The sequence below is a fragment of the Synechococcus sp. CBW1107 genome, assembly GCF_015841355.1.
Lineage (GTDB): Bacteria > Cyanobacteriota > Cyanobacteriia > PCC-6307 > Cyanobiaceae > Regnicoccus_A.
In genome coordinates this window covers 2,362,400-2,387,443 of the sequence record NZ_CP064908.1, presented here as the reverse complement: position 1 = coordinate 2,387,443, position 25,044 = coordinate 2,362,400, and the positions used below count along the sequence as shown (strand labels likewise).

Annotated in this window: 25 protein-coding genes; 19 read left to right on the top strand and 6 right to left on the bottom strand. The window is 68.2% G+C overall.

The window, feature by feature from the left end:
• The first annotated feature begins 29 nt into the window (after nucleotides 1-29).
• Nucleotides 30-251, top strand: a complete 222-nt coding sequence (locus I1E95_RS12445) for a ferredoxin-thioredoxin reductase variable chain (RefSeq protein ID WP_197167494.1) — start codon at nucleotides 30-32, stop codon at nucleotides 249-251.
• Nucleotides 252-289: 38 nt separating this feature from the next.
• Here I1E95_RS12445 and pyrR read toward each other — a convergent pair whose 3' ends face one another.
• Entirely contained in the window at nucleotides 290-853 is a 564-nt protein-coding gene (gene pyrR, locus I1E95_RS12440; RefSeq protein WP_197162707.1) for a bifunctional pyr operon transcriptional regulator/uracil phosphoribosyltransferase PyrR, read from the bottom strand.
• Between the two features lie 232 nt (nucleotides 854-1,085).
• On the opposite strand from pyrR, the gene gpmI reads away from it, so the two are divergent.
• The 3 genes from gpmI (at nucleotide 1,086) to msrB (ending at nucleotide 3,458) form a co-directional block, all read left to right on the top strand.
• Nucleotides 1,086-2,660, top strand: coding sequence for a 2,3-bisphosphoglycerate-independent phosphoglycerate mutase (gene gpmI, locus I1E95_RS12435; RefSeq protein ID WP_231594619.1), 1,575 nt, complete (start codon nucleotides 1,086-1,088; stop codon nucleotides 2,658-2,660).
• 21 nt (nucleotides 2,661-2,681) lie between these two features.
• Nucleotides 2,682-2,912, top strand: coding sequence for a preprotein translocase subunit SecG (secG, locus tag I1E95_RS12430; protein WP_197162705.1), 231 nt, complete (start codon nucleotides 2,682-2,684; stop codon nucleotides 2,910-2,912).
• 66 nt (nucleotides 2,913-2,978) lie between these two features.
• A complete protein-coding gene (gene msrB / locus I1E95_RS12425; protein WP_197167492.1) occupies nucleotides 2,979-3,458 on the top strand; it encodes a peptide-methionine (R)-S-oxide reductase MsrB in 480 nt (159 codons plus the stop codon).
• A 109-nt stretch (nucleotides 3,459-3,567) separates the two neighbouring features.
• Here msrB and groL read toward each other — a convergent pair whose 3' ends face one another.
• Both groL and groES read right to left on the bottom strand, forming a co-directional pair.
• Nucleotides 3,568-5,202, bottom strand: a complete 1,635-nt coding sequence (groL, locus tag I1E95_RS12420; protein WP_197162703.1) for a chaperonin GroEL — start codon at nucleotides 5,200-5,202, stop codon at nucleotides 3,568-3,570.
• 96 nt (nucleotides 5,203-5,298) lie between these two features.
• Nucleotides 5,299-5,610, bottom strand: a complete 312-nt coding sequence (gene groES, locus I1E95_RS12415) for a co-chaperone GroES (protein WP_185465164.1) — start codon at nucleotides 5,608-5,610, stop codon at nucleotides 5,299-5,301.
• 257 nt (nucleotides 5,611-5,867) lie between these two features.
• Between groES and atpD the strand changes: the two genes are divergently transcribed.
• Genes atpD through I1E95_RS12395 form a run of 4 tightly spaced genes read left to right on the top strand, consistent with a single transcriptional unit; the run spans nucleotide 5,868 to nucleotide 9,625 of the window.
• The gene (gene atpD / locus I1E95_RS12410) at nucleotides 5,868-7,346 is read left to right on the top strand and encodes a F0F1 ATP synthase subunit beta (RefSeq protein WP_197162701.1); all 1,479 of its coding nucleotides are present in this window, start codon (nucleotides 5,868-5,870) and stop codon (nucleotides 7,344-7,346) included.
• A 38-nt stretch (nucleotides 7,347-7,384) separates the two neighbouring features.
• Nucleotides 7,385-7,792, top strand: a complete 408-nt coding sequence (atpC, locus tag I1E95_RS12405; protein ID WP_197162699.1) for an ATP synthase F1 subunit epsilon — start codon at nucleotides 7,385-7,387, stop codon at nucleotides 7,790-7,792.
• Nucleotides 7,793-7,808: 16 nt separating this feature from the next.
• Entirely contained in the window at nucleotides 7,809-8,483 is a 675-nt protein-coding gene (locus tag I1E95_RS12400; protein ID WP_197162697.1) for a transaldolase family protein, read from the top strand.
• Complete coding sequence (locus I1E95_RS12395) at nucleotides 8,480-9,625, top strand: rhomboid family intramembrane serine protease (protein WP_197162695.1); 1,146 nt, start codon at nucleotides 8,480-8,482, stop codon at nucleotides 9,623-9,625. Before I1E95_RS12400 ends, I1E95_RS12395 begins: the two co-directional genes overlap by 4 nt.
• A 33-nt stretch (nucleotides 9,626-9,658) precedes the next feature.
• On the opposite strand, the gene I1E95_RS12390 is transcribed toward I1E95_RS12395, so the two are convergent.
• Entirely contained in the window at nucleotides 9,659-11,974 is a 2,316-nt protein-coding gene (locus I1E95_RS12390; protein WP_197162687.1) for a transglycosylase domain-containing protein, read from the bottom strand.
• A gap of 56 nt (nucleotides 11,975-12,030) precedes the next feature.
• Between I1E95_RS12390 and I1E95_RS12385 the strand changes: the two genes are divergently transcribed.
• The 6 genes from I1E95_RS12385 to I1E95_RS12360 are packed head-to-tail and all read left to right on the top strand — an operon-like array spanning nucleotide 12,031 to nucleotide 17,511.
• Nucleotides 12,031-12,306: a hypothetical protein gene (locus I1E95_RS12385; protein ID WP_197162677.1), complete on the top strand. Its 276-nt coding sequence runs from the start codon at nucleotides 12,031-12,033 to the stop codon at nucleotides 12,304-12,306.
• Nucleotides 12,303-13,043: an FHA domain-containing protein gene (locus I1E95_RS12380; protein ID WP_197162675.1), complete on the top strand. Its 741-nt coding sequence runs from the start codon at nucleotides 12,303-12,305 to the stop codon at nucleotides 13,041-13,043. The genes I1E95_RS12385 and I1E95_RS12380 overlap by 4 nt, the downstream gene beginning before the upstream one ends.
• A gap of 19 nt (nucleotides 13,044-13,062) precedes the next feature.
• Complete coding sequence (locus I1E95_RS12375; protein ID WP_197162673.1) at nucleotides 13,063-14,400, top strand: protein kinase; 1,338 nt, start codon at nucleotides 13,063-13,065, stop codon at nucleotides 14,398-14,400.
• A gap of 23 nt (nucleotides 14,401-14,423) precedes the next feature.
• On the top strand, nucleotides 14,424-15,206 hold the full coding sequence (locus tag I1E95_RS12370; protein ID WP_197162671.1) for a VWA domain-containing protein: 783 nt from the start codon (nucleotides 14,424-14,426) through the stop codon (nucleotides 15,204-15,206).
• Nucleotides 15,203-16,483, top strand: coding sequence for a protein phosphatase 2C domain-containing protein (locus I1E95_RS12365; protein ID WP_197162669.1), 1,281 nt, complete (start codon nucleotides 15,203-15,205; stop codon nucleotides 16,481-16,483). Before I1E95_RS12370 ends, I1E95_RS12365 begins: the two co-directional genes overlap by 4 nt.
• Nucleotides 16,480-17,511: a hypothetical protein gene (locus I1E95_RS12360; protein WP_197162667.1), complete on the top strand. Its 1,032-nt coding sequence runs from the start codon at nucleotides 16,480-16,482 to the stop codon at nucleotides 17,509-17,511. Before I1E95_RS12365 ends, I1E95_RS12360 begins: the two co-directional genes overlap by 4 nt.
• Nucleotides 17,512-17,653: 142 nt before the next feature.
• Here I1E95_RS12360 and I1E95_RS12355 read toward each other — a convergent pair whose 3' ends face one another.
• On the bottom strand, nucleotides 17,654-18,133 hold the full coding sequence (locus I1E95_RS12355) for a 30S ribosomal protein PSRP-3 (protein ID WP_197162665.1): 480 nt from the start codon (nucleotides 18,131-18,133) through the stop codon (nucleotides 17,654-17,656).
• A 100-nt stretch (nucleotides 18,134-18,233) separates the two neighbouring features.
• On the opposite strand from I1E95_RS12355, the gene I1E95_RS12350 reads away from it, so the two are divergent.
• Nucleotides 18,234-19,007 carry a TIGR01548 family HAD-type hydrolase gene (locus I1E95_RS12350; protein ID WP_231594618.1) on the top strand — a complete coding sequence of 258 codons (774 nt, stop codon included), beginning with the start codon at nucleotides 18,234-18,236 and terminating at the stop codon, nucleotides 19,005-19,007.
• Here the strand turns inward: I1E95_RS12350 and I1E95_RS12345 are convergent.
• Nucleotides 18,979-20,298 carry an aminopeptidase P N-terminal domain-containing protein gene (locus I1E95_RS12345; protein WP_197162661.1) on the bottom strand — a complete coding sequence of 440 codons (1,320 nt, stop codon included), beginning with the start codon at nucleotides 20,296-20,298 and terminating at the stop codon, nucleotides 18,979-18,981. The two genes, I1E95_RS12350 and I1E95_RS12345, sit on opposite strands and share 29 nt — an antisense overlap.
• Before the next feature lie 84 nt (nucleotides 20,299-20,382).
• Between I1E95_RS12345 and I1E95_RS12340 the strand changes: the two genes are divergently transcribed.
• From I1E95_RS12340 to I1E95_RS12325, 4 genes are read left to right on the top strand one after another with little or no spacing between them, the layout of a single operon-like run.
• Nucleotides 20,383-21,396: a CNNM domain-containing protein gene (locus tag I1E95_RS12340; RefSeq protein ID WP_197162660.1), complete on the top strand. Its 1,014-nt coding sequence runs from the start codon at nucleotides 20,383-20,385 to the stop codon at nucleotides 21,394-21,396.
• Nucleotides 21,393-22,721, top strand: a complete 1,329-nt coding sequence (locus I1E95_RS12335; RefSeq protein ID WP_197162652.1) for a DUF697 domain-containing protein — start codon at nucleotides 21,393-21,395, stop codon at nucleotides 22,719-22,721. Before I1E95_RS12340 ends, I1E95_RS12335 begins: the two co-directional genes overlap by 4 nt.
• Nucleotides 22,718-23,332 (top strand): nicotinate-nucleotide adenylyltransferase, encoded by a 615-nt coding sequence (locus I1E95_RS12330; RefSeq protein ID WP_197162650.1) that lies wholly within the window; start codon nucleotides 22,718-22,720, stop codon nucleotides 23,330-23,332. The genes I1E95_RS12335 and I1E95_RS12330 overlap by 4 nt, the downstream gene beginning before the upstream one ends.
• Complete coding sequence (locus I1E95_RS12325; protein ID WP_197162648.1) at nucleotides 23,332-25,038, top strand: NAD+ synthase; 1,707 nt, start codon at nucleotides 23,332-23,334, stop codon at nucleotides 25,036-25,038. Before I1E95_RS12330 ends, I1E95_RS12325 begins: the two co-directional genes overlap by 1 nt.
• The last annotated feature ends 6 nt before the right edge of the window (nucleotides 25,039-25,044 follow it).

Here is a 25,044-nt window from a genome sequence, read left to right as displayed (position 1 = left end):
GATTGGATCTTCCACAGGGTCCCCTGCGCATGAAGCCCGGAGAACAGGTCAAGGTCTGCCAGAGCGTGGTCGTCTACACCCACCCGGAGCACCGCGGCAAGGCCTTCGATCTTCTCGGACAACGGGGTGAAGTGCTGCAGGTCCTGGACGACTGGAAGGGCAAGCCGATCAGCCCAACCCTGCCGGTGATCGTGGCATTCGGACGTTTCCGGGCCCACTTCCGCTCCGACGAACTCGAAGCCGTGGGCTGAGAGGCCAGGCCCGGACTGCCGCTCGTCGAGGACCCGGCTCAACCGGCACGAATCAGGAACACTCCGTCTTCACCATCGGTCTGGCGCAGGCAGAGCTGGATCGACTCATGGCGACTGGTGGGCACCAGACGGCCACAGAAATCGGGCTGAATCGGCAGTTCCCGGTGGCCACGGTCGACCATCACCAGCAGCCGCACCTGATCGGGACGCCCCCAGGTGTGCAGGGCATCCAGAGCCGCACGCACCGTGCGGCCGGTGAAGATCACGTCATCCACCAGCACGAGCTGCCGCCCTTCGATGTCGGAGGGCAGGTGGGTGGCTTCCACCAGGCGGGTGCCGACCCGCTCCAGGTCATCACGGTGGAAGGTGGGATCGAGGCTGCCCTGGTCGATCGGGTGACCACAGAGCTCCTCAAGCTGCTGGGCCAGGACCCGCGCCAGGGCGACCCCACGGGTCGGGATGCCCAGCAGCAGCAACTGGTGGCTGTCGACCACTCCTTCGAGCACCTGGGAAGCAAGACGACGCACCGTGCGGGCGAGATCGTCGGCAGAGAGGATCTCGACCCGCCGCTGATCCGGTGACGGCGCCGTGGAGGTGTTCACAGGGAACCGAAAGGGGTGAGTCCATCGTATGGAGCCGGGAATGTTCCCAAAAGCTGACGGCCCCGGACTGCAGACTGGTTCAACGACCATCAGGAGTAACCTGACCTTGGAAGACGCTTGAACGACCATTCGGGAAGTCAGGGTGAGCGCAATTTCCACCTCCGGATCTCCAACCCTTTCCTCCGGCCGGGAGTCAGCTTCGGTCCCTGGTCATGATGGCTCGGTCGCCCCTGTGGTGCTGGCCATCCTCGATGGCTGGGGCTTTCGGGAGGACGCGCGTCACAACGCCGTTCAGGGTGCCAGCACTCCGGTGATGGATGCCCTCTGGGAGGCCTATCCCCACACCCTGATCCAGGCCAGCGGCGGGGATGTCGGTCTGCCTGACGGACAGATGGGGAACTCGGAGGTGGGTCATCTCACGATCGGCTCCGGCCGGATCATCCGTCAGGAACTGGTGCGGATCGGCAAGGCCGTGCGTGACGGCAGCCTGGCGGCCAATCCTTCCCTCAACGAACTGGCCGATCGGCTGCTGCGCGACGGTGGCACCCTTCACCTGCTCGGGCTCTGCTCCGATGGCGGCGTTCACAGCCACATCGATCATCTCGGTGGCCTGCTGCAATGGGCCGCCTCCCGCGGTCTCAGCGACGTCTGCATCCATGTGATCACCGACGGCCGTGACACGCCCCCCCAGAGTGCCGTCTCCTATCTGGAGCGCATCGAAGCCCAGGTCGAGACGGCCGGAGTGGGGCGGATCAGCACCATCTGCGGCCGTTACTGGGCCATGGACCGGGATAACCGCTGGGAGCGCACCGAAAAGGCCTACCGCCTTCTGTGCGACGAGGGCGAAATCAGCTCTCGCTCCTTCAAAGAGGCGATCGTGGAGGCCTATGCCCAGGGCATCAACGACGAATTCCTCGAACCCCTGCGCCTCGCTCCTGGCTCGCTCAAGCCCGGTGATGGGCTGATCTGCTTCAACTTCAGACCCGATCGGGTGCGCCAGCTGATCCGCGCCCTGGTGCTCGACGACTTCGATCACTTCGAGCGCAAGCGCATCAGCCCCCTGCATGTGGTCACCTTCACCCAGTACGAGCTGGGACTGCCCGTGGCGGTGGCGTTCCCTCCGGAATCCCTTGACGGCCTGCTTGGCCAGGTGGTCTCCGCCCATGGGCTGCGCCAGCTGCGCACCGCCGAAACGGAGAAGTATCCCCACGTCACCTACTTTCTCAATGGCGGCATCGAGCAGCCTTTCCCCGGCGAGGACCGCCATCTCGTTCCATCCCCACGCGTCGCCACCTATGACCAGGCCCCGGCCATGGCGGCTGAGCAACTCACCGACAACTGCATCGCTTCCCTGAACAAGGGCGTGTATTCCCTGGTGGTGATCAACTACGCGAACCCAGACATGGTGGGGCACACGGGCCGGATGGACGCCACCCAGCAGGCGATCGCCACGGTGGACCACTGCATCGGCCGTCTGGTGGAAGCCACCAACCGCCTGGGCGGCACCCTGCTGATCACCGCCGACCACGGCAATGCCGAGCTGATGGAAGGGGAGGATGGGCGCCCCTGGACAGCCCACACCACCAACCCGGTGCCTGTGATCCTGGTGGAGGGGGAGAAACGCAAGATCGGTGGCCACGGGGCCGCACCCCAGCTGCGCCAGGGCGGCGGTCTGGCCGACATCGCCCCCACCCTGCTGCAGATCCTGGGATTGCCCCAGCCTTCGAGCATGACAGGCGATTCCCTGGTGAAGCCACTAGATCTGGTGAGCCCAAAGACCTCCTTCGCCCAGGCACTGCAGGTCTGAGCTGTTCGTTATGTTGTCAGGATGCTCACCACCATTCTGTCCTGGGTCTGGTCTGCCGTCGGCCTTTTGCTGATCGGCAGTGTGCTCTTGCATAGCCCCAAGGGGGATGGCATGGGCGGTCTGGCCAGCAGCGGCGGTTCAATGTTCAGCAGCGCCCGAAGTGCCGAGGCCACCCTGAACCGCATCAGCTGGACCCTTCTCGGACTCTTTCTCGGCCTGGCGATCGTGCTCAGTGCCGGCTGGTTGCGCTGACGGTGCCCCGTCAGGTCAGGTACCCAGTCCGAGTTCCCTTCGCCTCCGTTCCTGCCTGTGGATCCGATCAAACGCCGCGGCCTGCTTGCCACCTTTGCCGTTCTGCTCGGCTCGCTCTGGGGAGGTGCGAGGGCTGAAGCGGCTTCTAAGGCCGCAGATCCCAGCTGGCGGCTCAGTGACAGTGAATGGCGCAGGCGTCTGAGCCCAGCCGCCTACGACGTGCTGCGGCGGGAAGGAACCGAACGACCATTCACCAGCCCCCTCAACAGCGAGAAGCGCCAGGGGACCTACCTGTGCGCCGGCTGCCGCCTGCCTCTGTTCAGCTCCTCGGCGAAGTTCGACAGCGGCACGGGCTGGCCCAGTTTCTGGCAGCCCCTTCCCTCGGCCATCGCCACCAAGACTGATTTCAAACTGCTGGTGCCCCGCACCGAGTACCACTGCAGCCGCTGCGGCGGTCACCAGGGCCACGTCTTCAATGACGGGCCCAGACCCACCGGCAAGCGCTACTGCAACAACGGCGTGGCCCTGGAGTTCAAGGCCGGCTGAAGACCGGCGTCAGCTCCGATCGCTCAACCGCAGGCCAAAAAAAAGGGGAGGCCAAGCCCCCCCGGTTCGATCGTGAGGGAGGAGCGTTGTGACCGCTCCTCCCAGGGGATCAGTAGTCGAAGTCGCCGCCCATGCCACCGCCACCGGCGGGAGCAGCTTCCTTCTTCTCGGGCAGATCGGCCACGATGCACTCGGTGGTCAGCACCATGCCGGCGATCGAGGCGGCATTCTGCAGACCGGAGCGGGTCACCTTGGCGGGGTCGACGATGCCGGCGGCCAGCATGTCGACGTACTCGCCGGTGGCGGCGTTATAGCCCTCGTTGAAGGGCATGCCCTTGACGTGCTCGGCCACGACAGCGCCGTTGACGCCGGCGTTCTCAGCGATGCGCTTGAGGGGCGCGGTGAGCGCGGAAGCCACGATGGTGGCGCCGATCAGTTCCTCGCCGGAGAGGTTGGCGGCCGCCCACTCCTCGAGGGCCGGGGCCAGGTGGGCCAGGGTGGTGCCACCACCGGGAACGATACCCTCCTCAACAGCCGCCTTGGTGGCGTTGATGGCGTCTTCCAGGCGCAGCTTCTTGTCCTTCATCTCGGTCTCGGTGGCGGCACCCACCTTGACCACGGCCACACCGCCGCTCAGCTTGGCCAGACGCTCCTGCAGCTTCTCCTTGTCGTAGGAGGAGTCGGTTTCGTCCATCTGCTTGCGGATCTGCTCGCAGCGGGCCTTCACGGCCACCTCGTTGCCTTCGGCCACGATGGTGGTGGTGTCCTTGTTGATGGTGATGCGGCGGGCGGTGCCCAGCATCTCCAGCTTGGTGTTCTCCAGCTTGAGGCCGGCATCCTCGGTGATCAGCTGACCATTGGTGAGAACGGCGATGTCCTCGAGCATGGCCTTGCGGCGGTCACCGAAGCCGGGAGCCTTGACGGCGGCCACGTTCAGCACACCGCGCAGACGGTTGACCACCAGGGTGGCGAGGGCTTCCTTCTCGATGTCCTCGGCGATGATCAGCAGGGGCTTGCCGGTGCGGGCGATCTGCTCGAGCACAGGCACCAGATCCTGCACCAGGCCGATCTTCTTGTCGGTGAGCAGGATGTAGGGCTCCTCGAGCACCGCTTCCATCCGCTCGGTGTCGGTGGCGAAGTAGGGCGAGATGTAGCCCTTGTCGAAGCGCATGCCTTCGGTGACCTCCAGCTCGGTGGTCATCGACTTCCCTTCTTCCAAGGAAATGACGCCTTCCTTGCCGACCTTGTCCATCGCGTCGGCGATCATCTGTCCCACCTCTTCGTCGTTGCCGGCGGAGATGGTGCCCACCTGGGCGATGGCATTGGAGTCGGAGATCGGCTTGGCGTGCTCCTCGATCTTCTTGACGAGGAAGTCGGAGGCCTTGTCGATACCCTTCTTCAGGGTGATGGCATTGGCGCCGGCGGCGACGTTGCGCAGACCCGCCTTGACCATGGCGTGGGCCAGGACGGTGGCGGTGGTGGTGCCGTCACCGGCGGCATCGTTGGTCTTGGAGGCGGCCTGACGGATCAGGGCGACACCGGTGTTCTCGATGTGGTCCTCCAGCTCGATCTCCTTGGCGATCGTGACACCGTCGTTGATGATCTGGGGGGCGCCGAACTTCTTTTCCAGCACCACGTTGCGGCCCTTGGGACCGAGGGTGACGGCAACGGCTTCAGCCAGGATGTCGATGCCTTTTTCGAGGGCCCTGCGGGCGTTCTCGTTATAGATGATGCGCTTGGCCATGGAGAAATGATCTCTTTGAAGGGAACGAAAATGAAGCGAAGAACTGGCAGGCTACCGATCTGCAGATGGCCTGACTTCGCCGATCAGCAGTGGTGATCAGTTGACGATGGCAAGGATGTCCTTCTCAGAGAGAAGAACAAACTCGTTGCCGCCGAGCTTGATGTCGGTGCCGGCGTACTTGCTGTACAGGACCTTGTCGCCCACGCTCACTTCAGGAGCCTGGCGGGATCCGTCGTCACTGCGCTTGCCAGGGCCGACCTGCACCACTTCACCCACCTGGGGCTTTTCCTGGGCGGTGTCGGGCAGGAGGATGCCGCCGGCAGTCTTTTCGTCCGAATCGGACACCTTGATGAACACGCGATCTCCAAGGGGTTTAACCGTGGAAACACTCAGAGAAACAGCAGCCATGGTTCCATGCAAAAGCGACAAAGTGACGCCTTCGGCGCCACGACAACGGGGAGTTGGCACTCGGGCCCGTCGACTGCCAACCTAGGCGGAGGCCCTGCGCCGCGACAATCAGATCCCTGTGCGGGTCACCGAACCGCCGCCGCCGGTTGCCACCGGTCCTGAGGCTGCGGGGTCCACGCTGAGCCCGGCTGACCGGAGTGGTAAGGTTGCGCCGCTTAAGGCGGGGGGCACCCGCTGCGCGAACCTTTTCTTGACCTATGGCTGCTGCACCCGCAACCTCCGGCGCCTCCACCGGCACCAAGGGCATCGTCCGCCAGGTGATCGGTCCTGTACTGGACGTTGAATTTCCTGCAGGCAAGCTTCCCAAAATTTTCAACGCCCTGCGCATCGAAGGCCGGAACTCAGCCGGACAGCAGATCGCCCTGACCGCTGAAGTACAGCAACTGCTGGGTGATCACCGGGTCCGCGCCGTCTCGATGAGCACCACCGACGGTCTGGTCCGCGGCATGGAAGCTCTCGACACCGGTGCTCCGATCTCCGTGCCGGTGGGTGAAGCCACCCTGGGCCGCATCTTCAACGTGCTCGGCGAACCCGTCGACGAACAGGGTCCCGTCTCCACCACGCTCACTGCCCCGATCCACCGCGACGCTCCCAAGCTCACCGAGCTGGAGACCAAGCCCAAGGTGTTCGAGACCGGCATCAAGGTGATCGACCTGCTGGCCCCCTACCGCCAGGGCGGCAAGGTGGGCCTCTTCGGTGGTGCCGGCGTCGGCAAGACCGTTCTGATCCAGGAGCTGATCAACAACATCGCCAAGGAGCATGGCGGCGTGTCGGTGTTCGGCGGTGTGGGCGAGCGCACCCGCGAAGGGAACGATCTCTACGAAGAATTCAAGGAATCCGGAGTGATCAACTCCGAGGACCTCAGTAAGTCGAAAGTGGCCCTCTGCTACGGCCAGATGAACGAGCCCCCTGGCGCCCGCATGCGCGTGGGTCTCTCGGCACTCACCATGGCCGAGCACTTCCGCGACGTCAACAAGCAGGACGTGCTTCTGTTCATCGACAACATCTTCCGCTTCGTCCAGGCCGGTTCCGAAGTGAGCGCCCTGCTGGGCCGCATGCCCTCAGCCGTGGGCTATCAGCCCACCCTCGGCACCGACGTGGGTGAGCTCCAGGAGCGCATCACCTCCACCCTCGAAGGTTCGATCACCTCGATCCAGGCGGTCTACGTTCCGGCCGACGACCTCACCGACCCGGCTCCCGCCACCACCTTCGCCCACCTCGACGCCACCACGGTGCTCAGCCGCGGCCTGGCCTCCAAGGGCATCTACCCCGCTGTGGATCCCCTCGATTCCACCAGCACCATGCTCCAGCCCTCCGTGGTGGGTGATGAGCACTACCGCACCGCCCGGGCTGTCCAGAGCACCCTTCAGCGCTACAAGGAGCTTCAGGACATCATCGCGATTCTGGGTCTCGACGAACTTTCCGAAGATGATCGCCGCACGGTGGATCGGGCCCGCAAGATCGAGAAATTCCTCTCCCAGCCCTTCTTCGTGGCTGAGATCTTCACAGGCCAGTCCGGTGAATACGTGAAGCTGGAGGAAACCATCAAGGGCTTCAACATGATCCTCGCTGGCGAACTCGACGATCTTCCCGAACAGGCGTTCTACCTGGTGGGCACGATCGATCAGGTCAGGGCCAAAGCTCAGAAGATTGCCTCCGAAGCCAAGAAGGGCTGAGTTTCACCATCCCATCCCCTTCCTGAGCACCCACCCCCATGACTCTCAACCTGCGTGTTCTGGCTCCCGACCAGAGTGTCTTCGACGGCACCGCCGATGAGGTGATCCTGCCGAGCACCTCCGGTCAGGTGGGAATCCTCACCGGCCACGTCTCCATGCTCACCGCCCTTGATGTGGGCGTGATGCGTCTGCGGGCCGGCAAGGACTGGACCAGCATTGCCCTGATGGGTGGCTTTGCTGAAGTGGAGGCCAATGAGGTCACCGTGCTGGTCAACGGTGCGGAGCTCGGCTCGCGCATCGATGCCAGCAAAGCCGAGCAGGAGCTGGAGATGGCCGAGCAGAAGGCCGCCGACTTTGAGGGTCAGCCTGCCAGCACCGAGAAGGTGAAGGCGCAGCAGAACCTGGCCCGCTCCCGTGCGAGGCTCCAGGCCACCCGCGCCAACTGAGGACGCGGGGCTCTCCATGAGCCTGCGTTTCTTCCTCGATTCAGCCGATCCTCTCACCTGGGAGGAGTGGATGCCCTGTGGGTTGTTCCACGGCATCACCACCAATCCCTCGCTTCTGAGGCAGGCCGGCCAGGATTGTCGGATCCCTGCGTTGCGTTCCCTCACCGGCCAGGCTCTCGATCTCGGCTGTCAGGAGCTGCACCTGCAGGCCTGGGGACGTGAGCCGGAGGCTTTGCTGGATTGTGCCCTGGCCCTTGCGGAGATGGCCCCGGGGAGGATCACCGTCAAGGTTCCGCTCACCAGGGCCGGCACCGGGGCGGCGGTGAAGGTGATCGCCCAGGGCATTCCACTCACCTTCACCGCCTGCTACGAGCCGCCCCAGGTGCTTGTAGCTGCTGCTCTCGGTGCGCGCTACATCGCTCCCTACCTGGGCCGGATCCAGGATCTGGGCCGGGACGCACACCAGGAGCTGATCACGATGCAGCAATGCGTTGACCGCAGTGGATCGAGCCTGCGACTGCTTGTGGCCAGCCTGCGGGCCACCAGCGACCTCAGCCGTCTTGCCGCCGCTGGGATGACCACCTTCACCCTCTCTCCCAGGCTGGCAGCGGCCCTGTTCAGCTGCGCCGCCACTGAAGCCGCCGCCGCACGCTTTGAGGACGACGCCGACACCACCCTGGTGGAGCGGTGAAGGGCAAGGGACGGGAGCTGGGACTGCAGCTGCGGGCCTGGCACGAGGCCCGCAGCCCGGGGCTGAACAACGGCAGGGCCATCGCCAACCGGCTGGTGGATCTGCTCGGGGCCGAGGAGCGCCTCAAGGGGCCCGTGCGTGACCTGGCGGACCAGCCCCTGCTGCTGAGGGCTCTTGAGGACAGCGGGGCAGGCCGCAGCACCTCCGTTCAGCTGCTGGCCCAGCAGCTGGGGAGCACCTATGCCCCGGCGGTGCTGGAGGAACTGCTTGATCTGCTGGAGGCCGCCACGGGGGTGCCGCTCTCCCGGCCCCAGGGCCCTGGGGCCGGCGCTGAGGCCGGTTCATCAGCACAACAGCTCACCCCTGCCGCCCTGCGGCCTCGAGGGGAGTCTCTTTGGCACTCGCTGCAGGCCATGGGACCGGGCCTGGCCCTGGCAGCGGGTGCTGCCCTGGTGCTGCGCTGGCTCAGCGGCGAGCTCGACCACTGGCTGTTCAGGTCGTGGAACTGGCAAGGCTGGCTGGTGCTGGCGCTCACCCTGGCCCTGCTGCAGGCCCTCAGCCTCGGCCCGCTGAAGTGGGCGCGGCGTCAGTGGCCCCTGGAGCAGGCCGATGCCACCGAGCCCCGTCAGGCCTGGCGCTGGATCACGGCCCCCTGGATCCATCACAACCATCTCGAAGCGGTGGTGAACGTGGCGCTGCTGCTGCTGATCCTGCGCACTCCCTCACCGTTGCCGCTTCCCGATGTGGTGCTGCGCTACGCGCTCACCAGCCTGGCTACCACAGCTCTGGCCCTGCTGCTGGCGGAGCGGCGCACCACGGAACGCCACTGGGATGGTGCCGCCGGGGCTGTGAGCGCCCTGATCGGGCTGGCGGCCGCCTCCAGCCTGCTGCGTTGGCGGGCTCTGTCCTTCAGCCTGGGCCCGATCGACATTCCCACCTGGGTGCTGCTGCTGGTGTACGGCGCCCTGCAGATGGGCTGGCAGCTGCCCCGCCAGAGCGAGGACGACGTCAGCCGTCCCCTCGATCGCCTGCTCAGCAGCCAGTGGTGGTGGGGGCTGGTGCTCGGGGTGGCCTGGGCGATGGTCAACCGGTTGGAGACCCTGGTCCAGCTGGCTCTGAAGTCGAGGGCTGCCGGCGGATGAGCAGCTGGTGAGGACCGGCCTCAGGGGCTGGTCTCAGGTCTGGCGTCCTGACCCGATCGCGGCCATGTACCGCCCCCAGAACTCGGCCACCAGGGCACCGCTGGCCGCCTGCGCCGGTCGGTTGTCGTCGTTGCCCATCCAGACGGCGGTGAGGATCTCCAGCGCCGGGGAGTACCCGATGAAGAGCACATCCACACCGTTGTCGGTGGTGCCGGTCTTGCCGCGGGCATCGGCCACGACCGCGGCGGCCCGTCCCGTGCCGCTGCGCACCACCTCCGCCAGCAGAGCGTCCATCACGGCAGCATCCTCCCCACGAAGCAGCTGGCGAGGCTGCTCACCGATGGGGGTCGTCACCCCCCGCTCCGGGCAGCTGGCAAGGCTGTAGATCGAGCGGCAGATGCCCAGGTCGTAGATCCTGCTCACGCCATGCATCGGTACGCTGCGACCCCCGTTGGCCACCACGGCATAGGCCCGGGCCATCTCGTACAGCAGGGTTTCACGGCCGCCGAGCATGGTGTTGAAGTCGGGGTCGAGGGGGGTGCTGAGTCCCAGCTGGCGGGCTTTGCGCACCACCTGTTTCAGGCCCGCGATCTCCGCCAGGCGCAGAGCCACAACGTTCTCGGAATCGGCGAAGCCCCTGGCCACGCTGACGCTGCCCCCTGCAGCTCCATGGCGGCAGCCCGCCACATAGGCCAGGGGGGCGCAGGAGATGAGCTGGTCGGGCCTGGTGCCGGCCTCGAGCGCCGCCAGGTAGGGGAAGAGCTTGAAGGTGGAGCCGGGCTGACGCATGGCCTGGACCCGGTCGAAGCTGGAGCGGGAATAGTCGCCGCCGCCGACATAGGCCAGGATCTTGCCGCTGCGGAAATCAAGGGAGATCAGGGCACCCTGGGTGAGGCCCACCCGCGCGGCCGGCCCCTCCAGGAAGCGCTGCAACTGCTGCTGGGCGAGCCGCTGCAGCGTCGGATCGATCGTGCTCACCACGTAGTAATTGCCGCCTGAAGCCTTCTCCGAGAGATTGAGGCCGAAGCGGGTGCCCTCCAGTTCCCCGAGCACGTAGTCGCTGAAGAAGGGATAGCTGGAGAAGCTGGACTCGCGGCAGGCCGAGGGATCGATGTTGAGGGGACGCCGTAGAGCATCGATCAGCTGCTGATCGCGCAGGTACCCCTGTTCGTGCATGAGCTTGAGCACCAGATCGCGGCGCTCGCGGCCTGCGGTGGGGTCCTTGACATTGCAGGGGCTGTACCCGTTGGGACTGGGCAGCAGACCCACCAGGAAGGCCGCCTGACCCACGTCCAGGTCACTGGCCGACTTGCGGAAGTAGAGCCTGGACGCCTGCTCGAAGCCATCGGTGCCGAGGCCCAGGTGGGCCCGGTCGAGATACATTTTCAGGATCTGGTTCTTGCTGTAGCCCACCTCCAGCTGCAGGGCCACCCACAACTCCCGCAGCTTGCGGCTGAGGCTGTAGTCGGTGCCCACTTCGGGGTAGTAGATGCGGGCCACCTGCTGGGTGAGACCGCTGCCACCGCCGCTGCCCAGCAGAACCGAGCGCAGGGTGCCGAACAGGTCGATGCCGCTGTTCCAGCCGAAGCGCGCCTCCTCCGAGGCCAGCAGCGCCTGGCGCAGGTGCAGGGGATAGGCCTGCAGGGAAGGCAGGGCCGTGGCGGAGCCCTCCCTGGCGTCGATCTGCTGCCCCGAAGCCGAAACGATCTTCACCGGGCCTGAGATCAGGCGAATCCGGGAACCGCCGCCGACGGTGGAGGCCAGCAGCAGTCCCCCCACCAACAGCCCCGACCCCAGCAGACTGCCCAGCCCCAGCAGGTGCACCGCCTGCTCCAGCGGGCTGCGGGGGTGCAGATAACGCAGGCGCGGAGCCGAGCCCTTGAGGGGCGAACCCAGCTGCACCTGATCGCCGTGGCGCAGACGAATGGCGCGGATGCGGCGGTCGCGGTGGAAGAGCCCGTTGGCGGAGTTGAAGTCTTCGAGGGCGAAATCGCGCTCTCCGGGGCGCGGCTTCTCCAGAATCGCGTGCACGCGGCTGAGGCTCTCGGCCTCGATCGGCAACTCACAGGTCGGATCGCGGCCGATGCGATAACGCTCCTCCCTCAGCACGGTTCGGCTGATCCGCCGCTCCCCCAGCCAGAGCTCCGCCACGGCCTGGCGCTCCAGCAGCTGGCCCCAGGCCGAGCGGATGGCGGCGGGGCGTCCGTCGGGTCCGCCACGGCTCCAGGCGGTCAGAAAACGCCGCCATGCCGCACGACGACCACCGCCCCGTGGCGGCTCGGCAGGGGGCTCAGTGCTGGATCCCGAGACCGGCTCGCAGGCACTCTCAGCAGCGGAGCGCTCGACCATGCGGGGAGGACCAGACGTGCCCGGGAATACGCTACGCGCAGCGATGTCCCCGCCCCGTGCTGCGCCAGCGCGATCCCTGGGAGCCCTTCAGGCTCTGGCTGGCCATCACGATCGGGCTCTATGCGATCAGGGCCAGCTTCGCCGCCACCTGGGTGGGGGCCATCCCGGGCTGGGTTCTGCTGGTCATGGTGCTGGTGGCCCTGCTGCTGGCCAGCAAGGCCCTGCTCTTCCCCGGCCGGGTCACGCCGCAGCGCACGGGCGATGGCGGTTGGTGGAGCGATCTCCAGGACGACTGGCGCCTGTGGTGGCGCCGCCGCCGCGGACACCCATGACCCCGTCAGCAGCCCAGCTGCGGTTGCGGGATCAGCCGGGCAAGGTGGCCCGGCTCGATCCGGCACGGCCCCTCACCATCGGGCGTGAGCGCAACAACCGTCTCTGCATGCCTGAGCAAGCCGGGCTCTCACCCCATCACGCCGTGGTCCGCCACTCCAGCAGCCATCAGAGCTGGGTGGTCTGCGACTGGCAGAGCGCCGATGGCACCTTTCTGCAGGGGGAACGACTCCAGAAGTGCCGCCCCCTGGCCGATGGCGACGAGATCCGGCTGGGACTCAGCGGTCCCGTGCTGATCTTCGAACTCGCCGCTCCGGCTCCCGCCGCCACAGCCCAGCCAGCGGCCAAATCGGTGGTGGCCACGGCCAAATCAGTGGCGGCCGCGGCCAAAACCGTGGCGCCGGTGGTGAGCAGCCTCGACTTCGGCGGTCAGCAGATCGCCCTGGATCAGATCCGCTCGGCCACCGTGCAGAGCCTGCCCCGCCATCCCCACATCTTCAGCTGGTGGCTGCTGGTTTGCCTGGGGGGGCTGCTGCTGCTGCCATTCCCTTTCCTGTTCTGGCCCCTGGAAGTGGCGGCCCTGGCCGGCTGGATCCTGCTGGGTTCCCGCAAGGAGCACACCCTCACCGTGGTGCTGCGTGATGGCCGCGCCCAGCGCCGCAGCTTCGCCAACCGGCTCACGGCCCTGTCCCACCGCAACGGGATCCGCAAGGCCATCGGCCAGAGTCTGGAGTCCTGAGACCCCAAGCCAGCCCTCCGTGACCTGGATCCTGCCGGAAGGCGCCAGTCTTGACCTGGAGGGGATCTCCAGCCCGCTGCGGGTGCTTCGCGGGCTCGGGGGCGGCACCCAGGGCCAGGTGTTCGAGGTGGAGGTGGCCGGCGAGCGGCTGGCCCTGAAGTGGTATCTGCCAGCGTGCATCGCCCGCGATCCCCACCTGAAGCGGCGCCTGGGCGAGAGCATCCGCGCCACGGCCCCCAGCGAGGCCTTCCTCTGGCCCCTGGCCCTGGTGACGCCCGGCCCTGGTGCCTTGCCGTTGCTGCGCCTTGGCGAACCAGGCTTCGGCTACCTGATGGAGTTGCGCCCACCGGGGTTCTTGGGGGCCCATGAACATGTGGGCGGCCACCTGGACATCGGCCTGCTCCAGGTGCTGCGGGCCTGCTTCTTCCTGGCTGAAGGCTTCCATGCCCTCCACCTCAAGGGCCTCTGTTACAAGGACATCTCCCTGGGCAATCTGTTCCTCGAGCCCTCCAGCGGCCGCATCCTGATCTGCGACAACGACAACGTGGATGTGGATGGGCGGGATCTGGGCAGCGTGCTGGGCACCCCGGGGTTCATGGCGCCGGAGATCCTGATGGGCATCGCCCGGCCGGGAGCCAACAGTGATCTCTTCTCCCTGGCGGTGCTGATCTTCCGCCTGCTCACCCGTCACGACCCACTGCGGGGTCGCCGCGAACTGGAGATCCGCTGCCTGGATGAACCCGCCCGGCGCCGGCTCTACGGCGAAGACCCGCTGTTCATCTTCGATCCCACAAATCCGAGCAACCGTCCCGACCCGATCGAGCACGCCGCGGCCCTGATCACCTGGCCGATCTATCCCGAGCCGATCAAGCGGCTGTTCGAGCAGACCTTCTGCGCCGGCCTGCACGCGCCCCAGCGCCGGGCACTCACCGGCCAGTGGATGGCCGCCCTGGCCGAGGCCCTCGACCAGCGTCAGCTCTGCGGCCACTGCGGCCAGGAAACCTTTCCGGCAGCGAGCGATCCAGGTCCCTTGTGCTGGAGCTGCGGCTGCCCCATACCGCCGCCCACAAGGCTGCGGCTGCCCCACGGCCAGGTGACGGCGGCAGCCGGCAACGAGCTGCATCCCCATCACTTCGACCGCCTGCTGCCCCTGAGGCTGGATCAGCCGCTGGCCCGGGTGGAGGCCCATCCGAGCGATGGCTCCCTGCTCGGGCTGCGCAACCTCAGCGGCCAGGCCTGGCAGGCCGAGCTCAGGGCCGGCAACCGGGTGGTGGTGGTGGAGTCTGGACAAGCCTGTAATCTCGCGCCACTGGTGCGGCTGACCACACAGGCCGGAGCGGTCGAGCTGCCCACCTGAGCCTCTTCACGCGCCCGGATCCGATGCCCTTCCCCAACGTCAGGCTCGCCAACCGACCCCTGCATTTCATCTACATCTGCGATTGCTCCGGCTCCATGGCGGCCCAGGGCAAGATCCAGGCCCTGAACCAGGCGATTCGTCAATCGCTGCCGGGGATGGCCGCGGTGGCCCGCCAGAACCCCGAGGCGCGTGTGCTGGTGCGGGCCGTGAGTTTCGCCGACCGGGCCGCCTGGCACCTGGAGGAGCCCACGGAGGTGGAGCGGCTGCAGTGGCTGGATCTGCAGGCCGGCGGCATCACGGCCATGGGCGAAGCGCTGGAGCTGGTGGCGGCGGTGCTGCGGTCCCCCCCGATGGAGGAGAGGGCGCTGCCGCCTGTGCTGGTGCTGATCTCCGACGGCCAGCCCACTGACGACTTCGATGCCGGCCTGGCCAGCCTGATGCGTCAGCCCTGGGCCCAGAAGGCGGTGCGCCTGGCGATCGCCATGGGCCACGACGCCGACACCGACGTGTTGCAGCAGTTCATCGGCAGCGATCCCTGCGGTGGGCTTCCCTCCGGGGAAATCCCAGGCGCCAGCGGGAAGACGCCCCTGCACCGCTCGGGCCGCTCGCCTCGCCGGCCCCTGCAGGCCAGCAACGCCACCTCCCTGGCCCAGTACATCCAGTGGGCCTCCACCGCCGTGGTGGGCGCCGCCTCGATGCCGGCCAGCCGCATGGCGGGTCTGGGGCCCCAGGCCAACATCCCCCTGCCGGATCTGCCTCCCACCCTGATGGATCCCACCGACGACGTCGGTCCCCTGGTGTGGTGAGCGGCTGGAGGCCGCCGCTGCAGGCCCGGCGCGTCGGTGCGGCTCACCAGCGAAAGGGCCGCTCCTGCCAGGACGCGGTCGCCGTCGCCCGCTGCCGCAGTCGCGACGGCCAGCCCGTTGAGGTGATGGCTGTGGCCGATGGCCATGGAGGTGAGCACTATCCCTTCAGCGACGTGGGCAGCGCCCTGGCCTGTGAACAGGCGCTGCTGGCGGTGGAGGAGCAGCTGAGCCTCTGGTCGCTGCAGGGCACACAGGCCCCGGGGCTCGATGCCTGGGCCCACTGGCTGGGCGCGGAGCTGCCCGAACGGATCCACAGCCGCTGGCTGGCACGGGTACGGCAGCACGGGCAGCAGCAGTCGATGGACTCGGAGGCCGAGGTGTCACGGCTTTATGGAACCACCCTGGGCGTGGTGGTGATGGCCCCCCGCTGGTGGGGTTACACCGGTCTGGGGGACTGGGATCTGGTGCGGGTGGACGCCGATGGACAGGGGGCACTGCTGAGCGAGGAAGAGGCTGCAGTCGGCGGCGGTGAGGCCACAGGCAGCCTCTGCCTGGAGGAGGCCGCCCAGCTGTTCCGCAGCGGGCTGGAGCCGATCAGCCCCCCGGAAGCCAGCTTCGGCCTGCTGCTGAGCACCGATGGCATCCGCAAGTCGTGCGCCACCGACGCGGACTTCCTTGTGCTCGCCGCTCACCTGATGGCCACCCCCGCCGCCGGGGCCAGCGAAGTGCTGTGCGCGAACCTGGATCAGATCACCAGCGAGGGCAGCGGAGACGACGTGTCGGTGGCGATGGCCCTGCACGGCAGTTTCTCCCCCCCCTGCGAGGTGACACCCGCTTTCGATCCATCCATGAAGGCCAGCCCCTTGCCGGCTCGGAGACCCCTCCTGTTCGGGGCCTTGCTGGTGGCCAGCACCGGCCTCGGGGCGGGCTGGTACTGGCTGCAGCAGCGGAGCCTGCCGTCACCGCCGGCGGCTGCCGTGCGACGCCAGATCGACCAGCTCTGCCAGGGCCCCGCCGGCGCCATCGCCGGCACCCTCAGCAGCCGGCGCAGCCAGTTCACTGGGCTGCGCCAGGGGCGCCTGGCGGCAGCACCGCTGTTGCGCGGAGCCGATCTGGATCCCCTCGGGGCCCTGATCGCCAGCAGCTTCGATCCCGCCACTGGTGGGATGGTGCAAGGGGAGGCCCTCGGGGCCCTCAGCCTCTGCCCGCTCCTCGCGGCTGCCCTGCAGCAGCAGTGGCAACCCCCGACCATCCCTGATCTCCCCGCCCGCCGATGAACGACCACCAGCTCGGAGCCGCCCTCAGGCAGCAGGTGCTCAGCGATCTCCAGCACGGCCGCGGCGCCGAGGGGCGCCGCCTGCAGGCGCTGGCCGGCGACCTCTGCGGCGAGGAGCAGATCAAGCTGCTGCCAGCCCTGCGCCATCTGGTGCTCTCGGCCGCCTTCACCAGTGCGGCCAGCCAGAGCCCGCCTCTCTCGGGCTCGCGGTTGCTGCCCAGGCTGATGCAGGAACTCGAGGAGGTCTTCAATCCCGCCATCTGCACACGCATGGAGCGCGTGGTGGAAGGACTGCTTGACCTGCCACCCAGGGAGGCCCCAGACCCCCCGACGGCCACGATGCCCATGCCCAGCACGGAGTCACGCAGTCCGGCAGCACGCCGACCGGCCAGGTCAGTTCCGGTGAAGCCGGTGGTGAAGACGATGCCCGCTCCAGTCACTCCATCCGTGCAGGTTCCGGCCAGTCGAGGCGGAGGCAGCCATGCCCTGCTCGGTGTCCTTGCCTTCCTCACGGGCGGTCTGGCGGTGGCCCTGGTGGGGGCCGTGATGCTGCTGCAGCAGCCCCCCCGCAGCAACCTGGAGAGCCCCTCCACCCCAAGGCCCAGCCCGGCGCCAGCCGTGACCACCGCCAAGCCCGTCACGCCACCCCGGGAACCGAGCCTGCCGGAGCCCGAGCCAACCACTCCGCCGCAGCCGCCGGCCGCCAACACCGACCAGGCCATCGCCAGCGTTCAGGGTCTGTACGCCGCCCTCAGCGGCAAGGCCTACAACCAGGCCCGCCAATTCTTCGGGGGAGCGGCGGCGGATCAGTTCGATCCCGCCTTCTTCAACCAGTTCGAGCGGGTGAGCGTGTCCGACCTGCGCGAAACCGGCCAGGAGGGCTCCAGTGTCACCCTCGAAGGCGTGGTGACCTTCGCCTATCCCGACGGCAGCGTCCAGAGCGAAAGTCGCCGGTTCACCGTCGACACCGCCAGCACTCCCGCCCTGATCATCGCGAGCGACTTCGGGGGGGTGATCAAGGCTCGCTAGCCGGGAGACGTCCCACGAGGTTGTTCAGGGGCCGGCGAGGGGCCGCCGCCAGGTCCTTCAGGCCGGACAAAGCGCCCCAATGGAGAGCTGGAGGGATGGAACCCTCCTTCCCATCAGACGCTCAGCCCGTCAACAGCCCCTGTCAGGCCGTGCCGCAGAAGGTGACATCGGGGAATTTGACCTTGGCCTCCTCGAGGGCCTTGCCCTTGCCCTCTTCCTGCCAGTAATTGATCACCTCGGTGGCCTTGTTGAGGATCTCCACCCGCTCGTTGTCGGTGATCCAGGATTTGGCTTCCAGCTCACCCTTGAGGGTTTCCCAGGCATCTTCCCGGGGCCAGAAGAAGTAGGCCGTGAGGGGGCTGGGACCACCACCCACGATCTGATCGACCGCCAGGGCGACGTTGTCGGGCAGCCAGAGGATCTTCAGCAGGAAGCGGCCCTCATCGGCCTTGGGGGTGTGACCGGAAGGGACCCCGTCCTCATCAACCGTGGCCGTGGCCAGGGCGGCACTGGCTCCGCGCAATGGAGGGCGACCCTGAGTGGGAGCCTCATCAGCGGTGCTCACCGCCACGGCCGCCTCAGCGGTGGTGTCTGTCGTGGCAGCGCTGTCAGGGGCCGTCATGGTTTCGGCGCTCAAGGCAAAAAGGCAAACAACTAACGTACCAGCTTCCGAACCACTCTCCCTGCAGCCGCGCGCCGTCCTCCTCTTCGACATCGACGGTGTGATCCGTGATGTCAGCGGCAGTTACCGCCGGGCCATCATCGAAACCGTGCACCACTTCGGCGGCTGGCGGCCGGAACCTGCGCAGATCGACGCCCTCAAGGCCGAGGGCCACTGGAACAACGACTGGCAGGCCTCGCTGGAGCTGCTGCGACGCCGGGGACTCCAGCCCCTGCCTTCACTCGACACGGTGGTGGACGTGTTCAGCCAGCTCTATTTCGGCGGCGATCCAGATGGTGATCCCAGCGGCTGGAAGGGCTTCATCGGCAGCGAACCGTTGCTGGTGCAGCAGGGCTTCTTTCAGACTCTGGAGGAGGCCGGCATCGCCTGGGGCTTCGTCAGCGGAGCCGAACCCCCCTCCTGCCGCTACGTGCTTCAGGAGCGCCTCGGCCTTGTGGATCCGCCCCTGATCGCCATGGGCGAGGCTCCCGAGAAGCCTGATCCCACCGGCTTTCTGCGGCTGGCCCTGACGCTCGGCACCACCCCCTCGGGCGGCGCGCTGCCGGTGGCCTACCTGGGCGACACCGTGGCCGATGTCCACATGGTGATGGCCGCCCGGCGCGAGCGCCCGGACCTGACTCTGCTCAGCCTGGCCGTGGCCCCGCCACACCTGCACGGACCGGAGCTGGCCAGCGCCCGTGCGCGTTACGAGGAGCGGCTGCGCTCGGCGGGGGCAGATCGGGTCCTCCCCAGCACCGCCAGCCTGGAACCAGCCCGGCTCCTGAACTGGCTGGGTGCGGGCCGGCTCAACGCTCCATCGCCGCCGGCGTCTTGAGGGCGGAGGCGGTGAGCACCTCATGCCCCACCTCGGTCACCGCCACGTCATCTTCGATGCGGATCCCGATCCCCTTCCAGCGCTCGTCGATCTGAGGCTGTCCATCGGGCACTGCCAGGCGGTCGCTCACATAGAGCCCCGGCTCCACCGTCAGGACCATGCCCGGCTCCAGGGGCTGGGGATGCTCCCCGAGGCGGTAGGCGCCCACGTCGTGGACATCGAGGCCCAGCCAGTGGCCGGTGCGGTGCATGTAGAGGTGGCGGTAGGCCCCCTGCTCGATCAGGTCGTCGACCGACCCGTTGAGCAGGCCGAGGTGAAGCAGGCCCTCCACCAGCACCCGCAGGGCCGCGCCATGGACCTGCTCGGCATCGGCGCCGGGGGCCACGCTGGCGATGGCGGCCAGCTGGGCCTCGAGCACCAGCTCGTACAGGGCCCGCTGCTCGCCGCTGAAGCGGCCATTGACAGGGAAGGTGCGGGTGATGTCGCCGTTGTAGTAATCCGACACACTGCAGCCGGCGTCGATCAGCAGCAGGTCACCGTCCCGAAGCGGTGCGTCGTTGCGGGTGTAGTGCAGCACACAGGCGTTGTCGCCGCCGGCGACGATCGAGCCATAGGCCGGTCCGCGGGCTCCCTGCTCGAGGAAATGCTGCTCGATCACCGCCTGGATCTGGCGTTCGCTCAGCCCTGGTCGGGCCACCTCACGGGCCAGCTCATGGGCTTCAGCGGAAATTCGCGCGGCCTCCCGCAACCGGTCCAGTTCAGCCGGACTCTTGCGCAGGCGCATGTCCTGCAGGATCGGGCAGGGGGCCACCAGCCCCAGGGCTGCACGGCCCGTGCGCGGCGCACGATCCAGCTGCTGGCCCCAGGCCTGAAGCACCAGAGACTCCACCGCGGCGTCGCGGCCCACACGGAACGCGATCCCTTCGGCGCCCTGGAGGTAGTCGGAAAGACGGGAGGCCAGCTCGGCTCGAGGGTGGGCCAGATCAGCTCCGAAGTGCTCGACCGCCCCCTCGCAGCCCCAGCGGAAGCCGTTCCAGACTTCGGCGGACGGATCCCTGGGCTCAACGAAGAGCACGAAGGGATTGTCGCTCTGGTGGGGGAGGAAGAGCGCGACGGCCCCCGGCTCATCGAAGCCGGTGAGGTACCAGAAGTCGCTCTGCTGGCGGAAGGGGTACTCCACATCGGCGTGGTGCCGCACCAGCGGTGCGGCCGGAATCACCGCCGCCGCACCGCCCAGGGCTTCCAGGAAACGCACACGACGCTGGTGGAACTCGGTCTGGGGGATCACCATGGGGTCTGCGCCTCTAGCGAGAAGATGGCATACCCCATTGAATGAACGTATCCCCATGCCGCGATCGGCCGCGACGACAACCCGATGAATGAACTCCTGGGTCTGGCGGCCCTGGTGGTGGTGATCCTGATCGGGTCGGCTGTCTGCTCCGGAGTGGAGGCGGCTTTGCTCACGGTCAATCCCCTGCGGGTGCATGAACTGGCCAGCAGGCCGAGGCGGGTGAGGGGGGCCAGGGCCCTGCTCGACCTCAAGAACCGCATGGGCCGCGCCCTGGCCGTGCTGGTGATCCTCAACAACGGCTTCAATATCTTCGGCAGCCTGATGCTGGGCAGCTACGCCGGCTGGGTGTTCTCCAGGCTCGGCGTCGACCGGATCGCCCTGCCGCTCTTCTCCGTGGGGCTCACCGTGCTGGTGATCATGCTCGGGGAGATCCTGCCCAAGGCCCTGGGCAGCCGCCTGTCGCTGCCGGTGTCGCTGGCCAGCGCCGCACCGGTGAGCCTTCTCCTGAAGCTGATGCTGCCGCTGGTGCTGCTGCTGGAGCGGATGATGCCGGCGATCACCGCCGAGAGCGAACTCACCACCGACGAGGAGGAGATCCGCCTGCTGGCCCGCCTCGGGTCCCAGAAAGGCCAGATCGAAGCCGACGAGGCCGCGATGATCGCCAAGGTGTTTCAGCTCAACGATCTCACCGCCCGGGATCTGATGGTGCCCCGGGTGGCCGCTCCCACTGTGTCGGGCCATGCGCCCCTGGAGAGCGTGCGCGATCTGTTGCTCACCAACACCGCCGGCTGGTGGGTGGTGCTCGGTGAGGAGGTGGATGAGGTGCTGGGGGTCGCCAGCCGCGAGGCCCTGCTGGTCGCCCTGGTGGAGGGCCGCGGCCGCGAAAGCGCCCTCAGCCTCACCGAACCGGTGGAGTTCGTGCCGGAGATGATCCGCGCCGACCGGTTGCTCACCGCGTTCCGCCGCAGCAGCCATTCGGTGCGGGTGGTGGTGGATGAATTCGGCGGGTTCGTGGGGGTGATCGGTGCCGACGCCGTGCTGGCGGTGCTGGCCGGCTGGTGGCGGCGGCCCCAGCCCGCCGGGGAGGCCCAGGGATGACGGCCACGGCCACGGCCCCGCCACCGGTTCTCGAGCGTTGCGAGCAGCTGTTGCTGCGCTGGCGTGGCCAGCTGGCCCTGAGCGCACGGGAGCGCTCAGCCCTGGGGCCGGAACTGGCCGCCTTGGATCGCCAGCTGGGGCGGCTGAGACGGCGGGAGCTCCATGTGGCCGTGCTTGGCCGGGTGGGCGTGGGCAAATCGAGCCTGCTCAATGCCCTGCTCGGGGAGGACCGTTTCGCCACCGACCTGGCCCATGGCTCCACCCGGGAGCAGCAGCGGCAGCTCTGGCCCGGGGCGATGGCTGTGCCACTTCAGGTGCAGCTGGTCGACACCCCCGGCATCGATGAGGTGGCCGCCGCCGCCAGGCAACGCCTGGCGGCCCGGGTGGCCCTCGGGGCTGATCTGGTGCTGGTGGTGCTCGATGGCGACCTCAGCCGGGTGGAGGCCGAGGCGGTGCAGCAGTTGCTGCGCTCGGGCAAGCCCCTGCTGCTGGTGGTCAACCGCATCGACGGCTGGCCCGAGGAGGAACGGGAGGCCCTGCTGGCCAGCATCCGCCGCCGGCTTCCCGCCGGGGCCCGTGAGCTGGAGCTGGTGGCCGTCGCCGCGGCGCCTCGGGGTGGCGTGCTGCGGCCGGACGGCCGGGTGCGCAGCGAGCCCCTGCCACCGCTGGTGGAGCCCCTGCGCGAGCGGCTCAGCGGACTGCTGCGGACCCATGGGGAACTGCTGCTGGCCCTCAACGCCCTGGCAGCCGGCGATCGCTTCAACCAGCGGCTCTCGCACTGGCGTCTGCGGCAGCACCGCCGCCAGGCCCAGACGCTGATCGGACGCTTCGCGGCCCTCAAGGCCACCGGTGTGGCCGCCAACCCTCTGATCCTGCTGGACCTGGCCGGAGGCCTGGCCCTGGACACGGCCCTGGTGCTGCAACTGTGCGACCTCTACGGCCTGCCGCTCAGTGGGCCCCAGGCCAGGACCCTGCTCAGCCGCCTCTCCGGCCACAGCGCCTTGCTGGGGGGCGCCCAGCTGGCCCTGCAGCTGCTGCTCGGAGGAGTGCGCCAGCTGCTGCTGCTGGCGGCGCCGGCCACCGCCGGGCTGTCCCTGGCACCGGCGGCACCGGTGGCCCTGGCCCAGGCGGCCCTGGCGATCCAGACCACCCGCCGGACCGGGCGGCTGGCTGCCGCCGCCCTGGTCCATGGAGCCAAGCGCGGACGGGCCCGCCCCGGGGCGCTGCTGCTCCGCCTGGGGCGCCATGACCCCCAGGCACGTCAATGGCTGGAGCAGTGGCAGCTGGAGGGCCGCGAAGCCGTGAACGCCAGCCTGCTGCCGTGACCGAATCCGGCGGCCAGCCAGCCTCGGTGGCGCTGTTCGGCACCAGCGCCGATCCCCCGACAGTCGGTCACCGCAGCCTGCTGGCGGGGCTCAGCCGGCGCTACCCCCTGGTGAGGACCTGGGCGAGCGACAATCCCTTCAAGAACCATGGGGCACCGCTGGACGTGCGGGCGGCCCTGCTGGAGGCGGTGGTGGCGGGCCTGGAGAGCCCCAACCTGCAGGTCGACCAGAGCCTGAGCAGCCCCAGGGCCCTCGACACCCTGGAGCGGGCGTCACGGCACTGGCCGGAGGCGGAGCTCGTCTTCGTGGTGGGCAGCGACCTGCTGCCCCAGATCCAGCGCTGGTACGCGGCCGAAGAGATCCTGCGCCGCTGCCGACTGGCGGTGGTCCCGAGACTGGGCTGGCCGCTCGATCTCCGGCAGATCGAGCAGCTGAACCAACGGGGCGGCCGGGTGGAGGTGCTGCCCCTGCAGATCCCGGCCACGGCCAGCTCCGCCATCCGCCGCCACCCCGACCCCCAACTGGTGCCGCCGGAGCTCTGGCCGGTGCTGCTGGAGCAGAATCTCTACGGTCTGCGCTCCTGTCTGGCCAGCCGCCCTCCTCCGCGCTGATGCGTCTTGCCCTGGCACAGATCAATCCCCTTGTGGGGGATCTGCGCGGTAATGCCGCCCAGATGCTGGAGCACTGTCGGCGTGCCGCAGCGGCGGGTGCCGATCTGGTCATCACCCCGGAGCTTTCACTCTGGGGATACCCCCCACGGGATCTGCTGCTGCGACCCTCCCTGCTGCAGGAGCAAGGACGGGTGCTCGAGGCCCTCGCCGCCGAGCTGCCACCGGGACTGGGCCTGCTGCTGGGCCTGGTGGATCCGATCACCGGACGCGAGCTGCCGGCCCTGCACAACGCCGCCGCGCTGGTGCAACGGGACAGCTGGCGGGTGGTGGCGCGCAAACGGCTGCTGCCCAGCTACGACGTCTTCGATGAACGGCGCTACTTCCAGCCAGGTGACCAGGCCTGCCTGCTGGAGTGGCCGGTGGGCGATCGGGTCTGGCGGCTGGGTCTCACCATCTGCGAAGACCTCTGGGTGGAGGAGCGGGTTCAGGGGCACCGGCTGGCGGGTGCCGACCCGATCGCGGAGCTGGCACCCCAACGCCCCGACCTGCTGCTGAACCTCTCCGCCTCCCCCTTCGCCCAGGGCAAACCGGACTTGCGGCTGGAGCTGGCGGCGGCGGCGGCCGCCCGGTTGGGCTGTCCGGTGGTCTACGTGAACCAGGTGGGCGGCAACGACGAGCTGGTCTTCGACGGGGGCAGCTTCGTGATCGATCCCCAGGCCCGGGTGCTGCGTCAGCTGCCCTGCGCCCAGGTGGCCCTCGAGCTCTGGGAGCCCAGCCCCCCGGAGAGGCCAGAAGCGGCCCCAGCGTCGCCGCTGCCGGCGCCCCTGGAGCAGCTGTTCCGGGTGCTGGTGCTGGGAGTGCACGACTACGCCCGCAAATGCGGCTTCCAGCGGGTGGTGCTGGGATTGAGCGGTGGCATCGACTCGGCCCTTGTGGCCGTGATCGCGGCAGCAGCCCTCGGACCCGAGCAGGTGCAGGCCCTGCTGATGCCCTCCCCCTACAGCTCCGCAGGGTCACGGCTCGACGCGATCGATCTCGCCAACCGATTGGGACTCCCCCACCAGACGGTGGCGATCGAGCCCTTGATGGGGGCCTTCGACCGGAGCCTGGATCCCGTTCTGGGGGGGGCTCCCCGGGGGCTGACCGCCGAGAACCTGCAGTCGCGCATTCGCGGCACGCTGCTGATGGCGGTGGCCAACCAGCAGGGCCGCCTGCTGCTCTCGACCGGCAACAAGTCGGAGCTGGCGGTGGGCTACTGCACCCTCTACGGCGACATGAACGGCGGGCTCGCGGTGATCGGCGATCTCTACAAGACCACCGTGTTCCGGCTCTGTGAATGGCTCGACAGCGAGGCTGCAGCCGGTTGCCGCCAGGCCCTGGGCCTGCCCGCCAGGGACGAGCTGATCGGCGCCGCCATCCGCACCAAGCCCCCCAGCGCCGAACTGCGCCCCGACCAGCGCGACACCGATTCCCTGCCCGACTACGACCAGCTCGACCCCCTGCTCAGGGCCTACATCGAGGCGCTGCTCTCTCCGGAGGAGCTGATCGCCCAGGGGCAGGTGGATGGCGAGCTGGCCCAGCGCGTGTACCGGCTGCTGCGCACGGCCGAATTCAAACGCCGCCAGGCAGCACCTCTGCTGAAGGTGAGCGGCCGGGCGTTCGGCGGGGGCTGGCGCATGCCCATCGCCGCCGGCCCCCTCACCTGAGGGGTC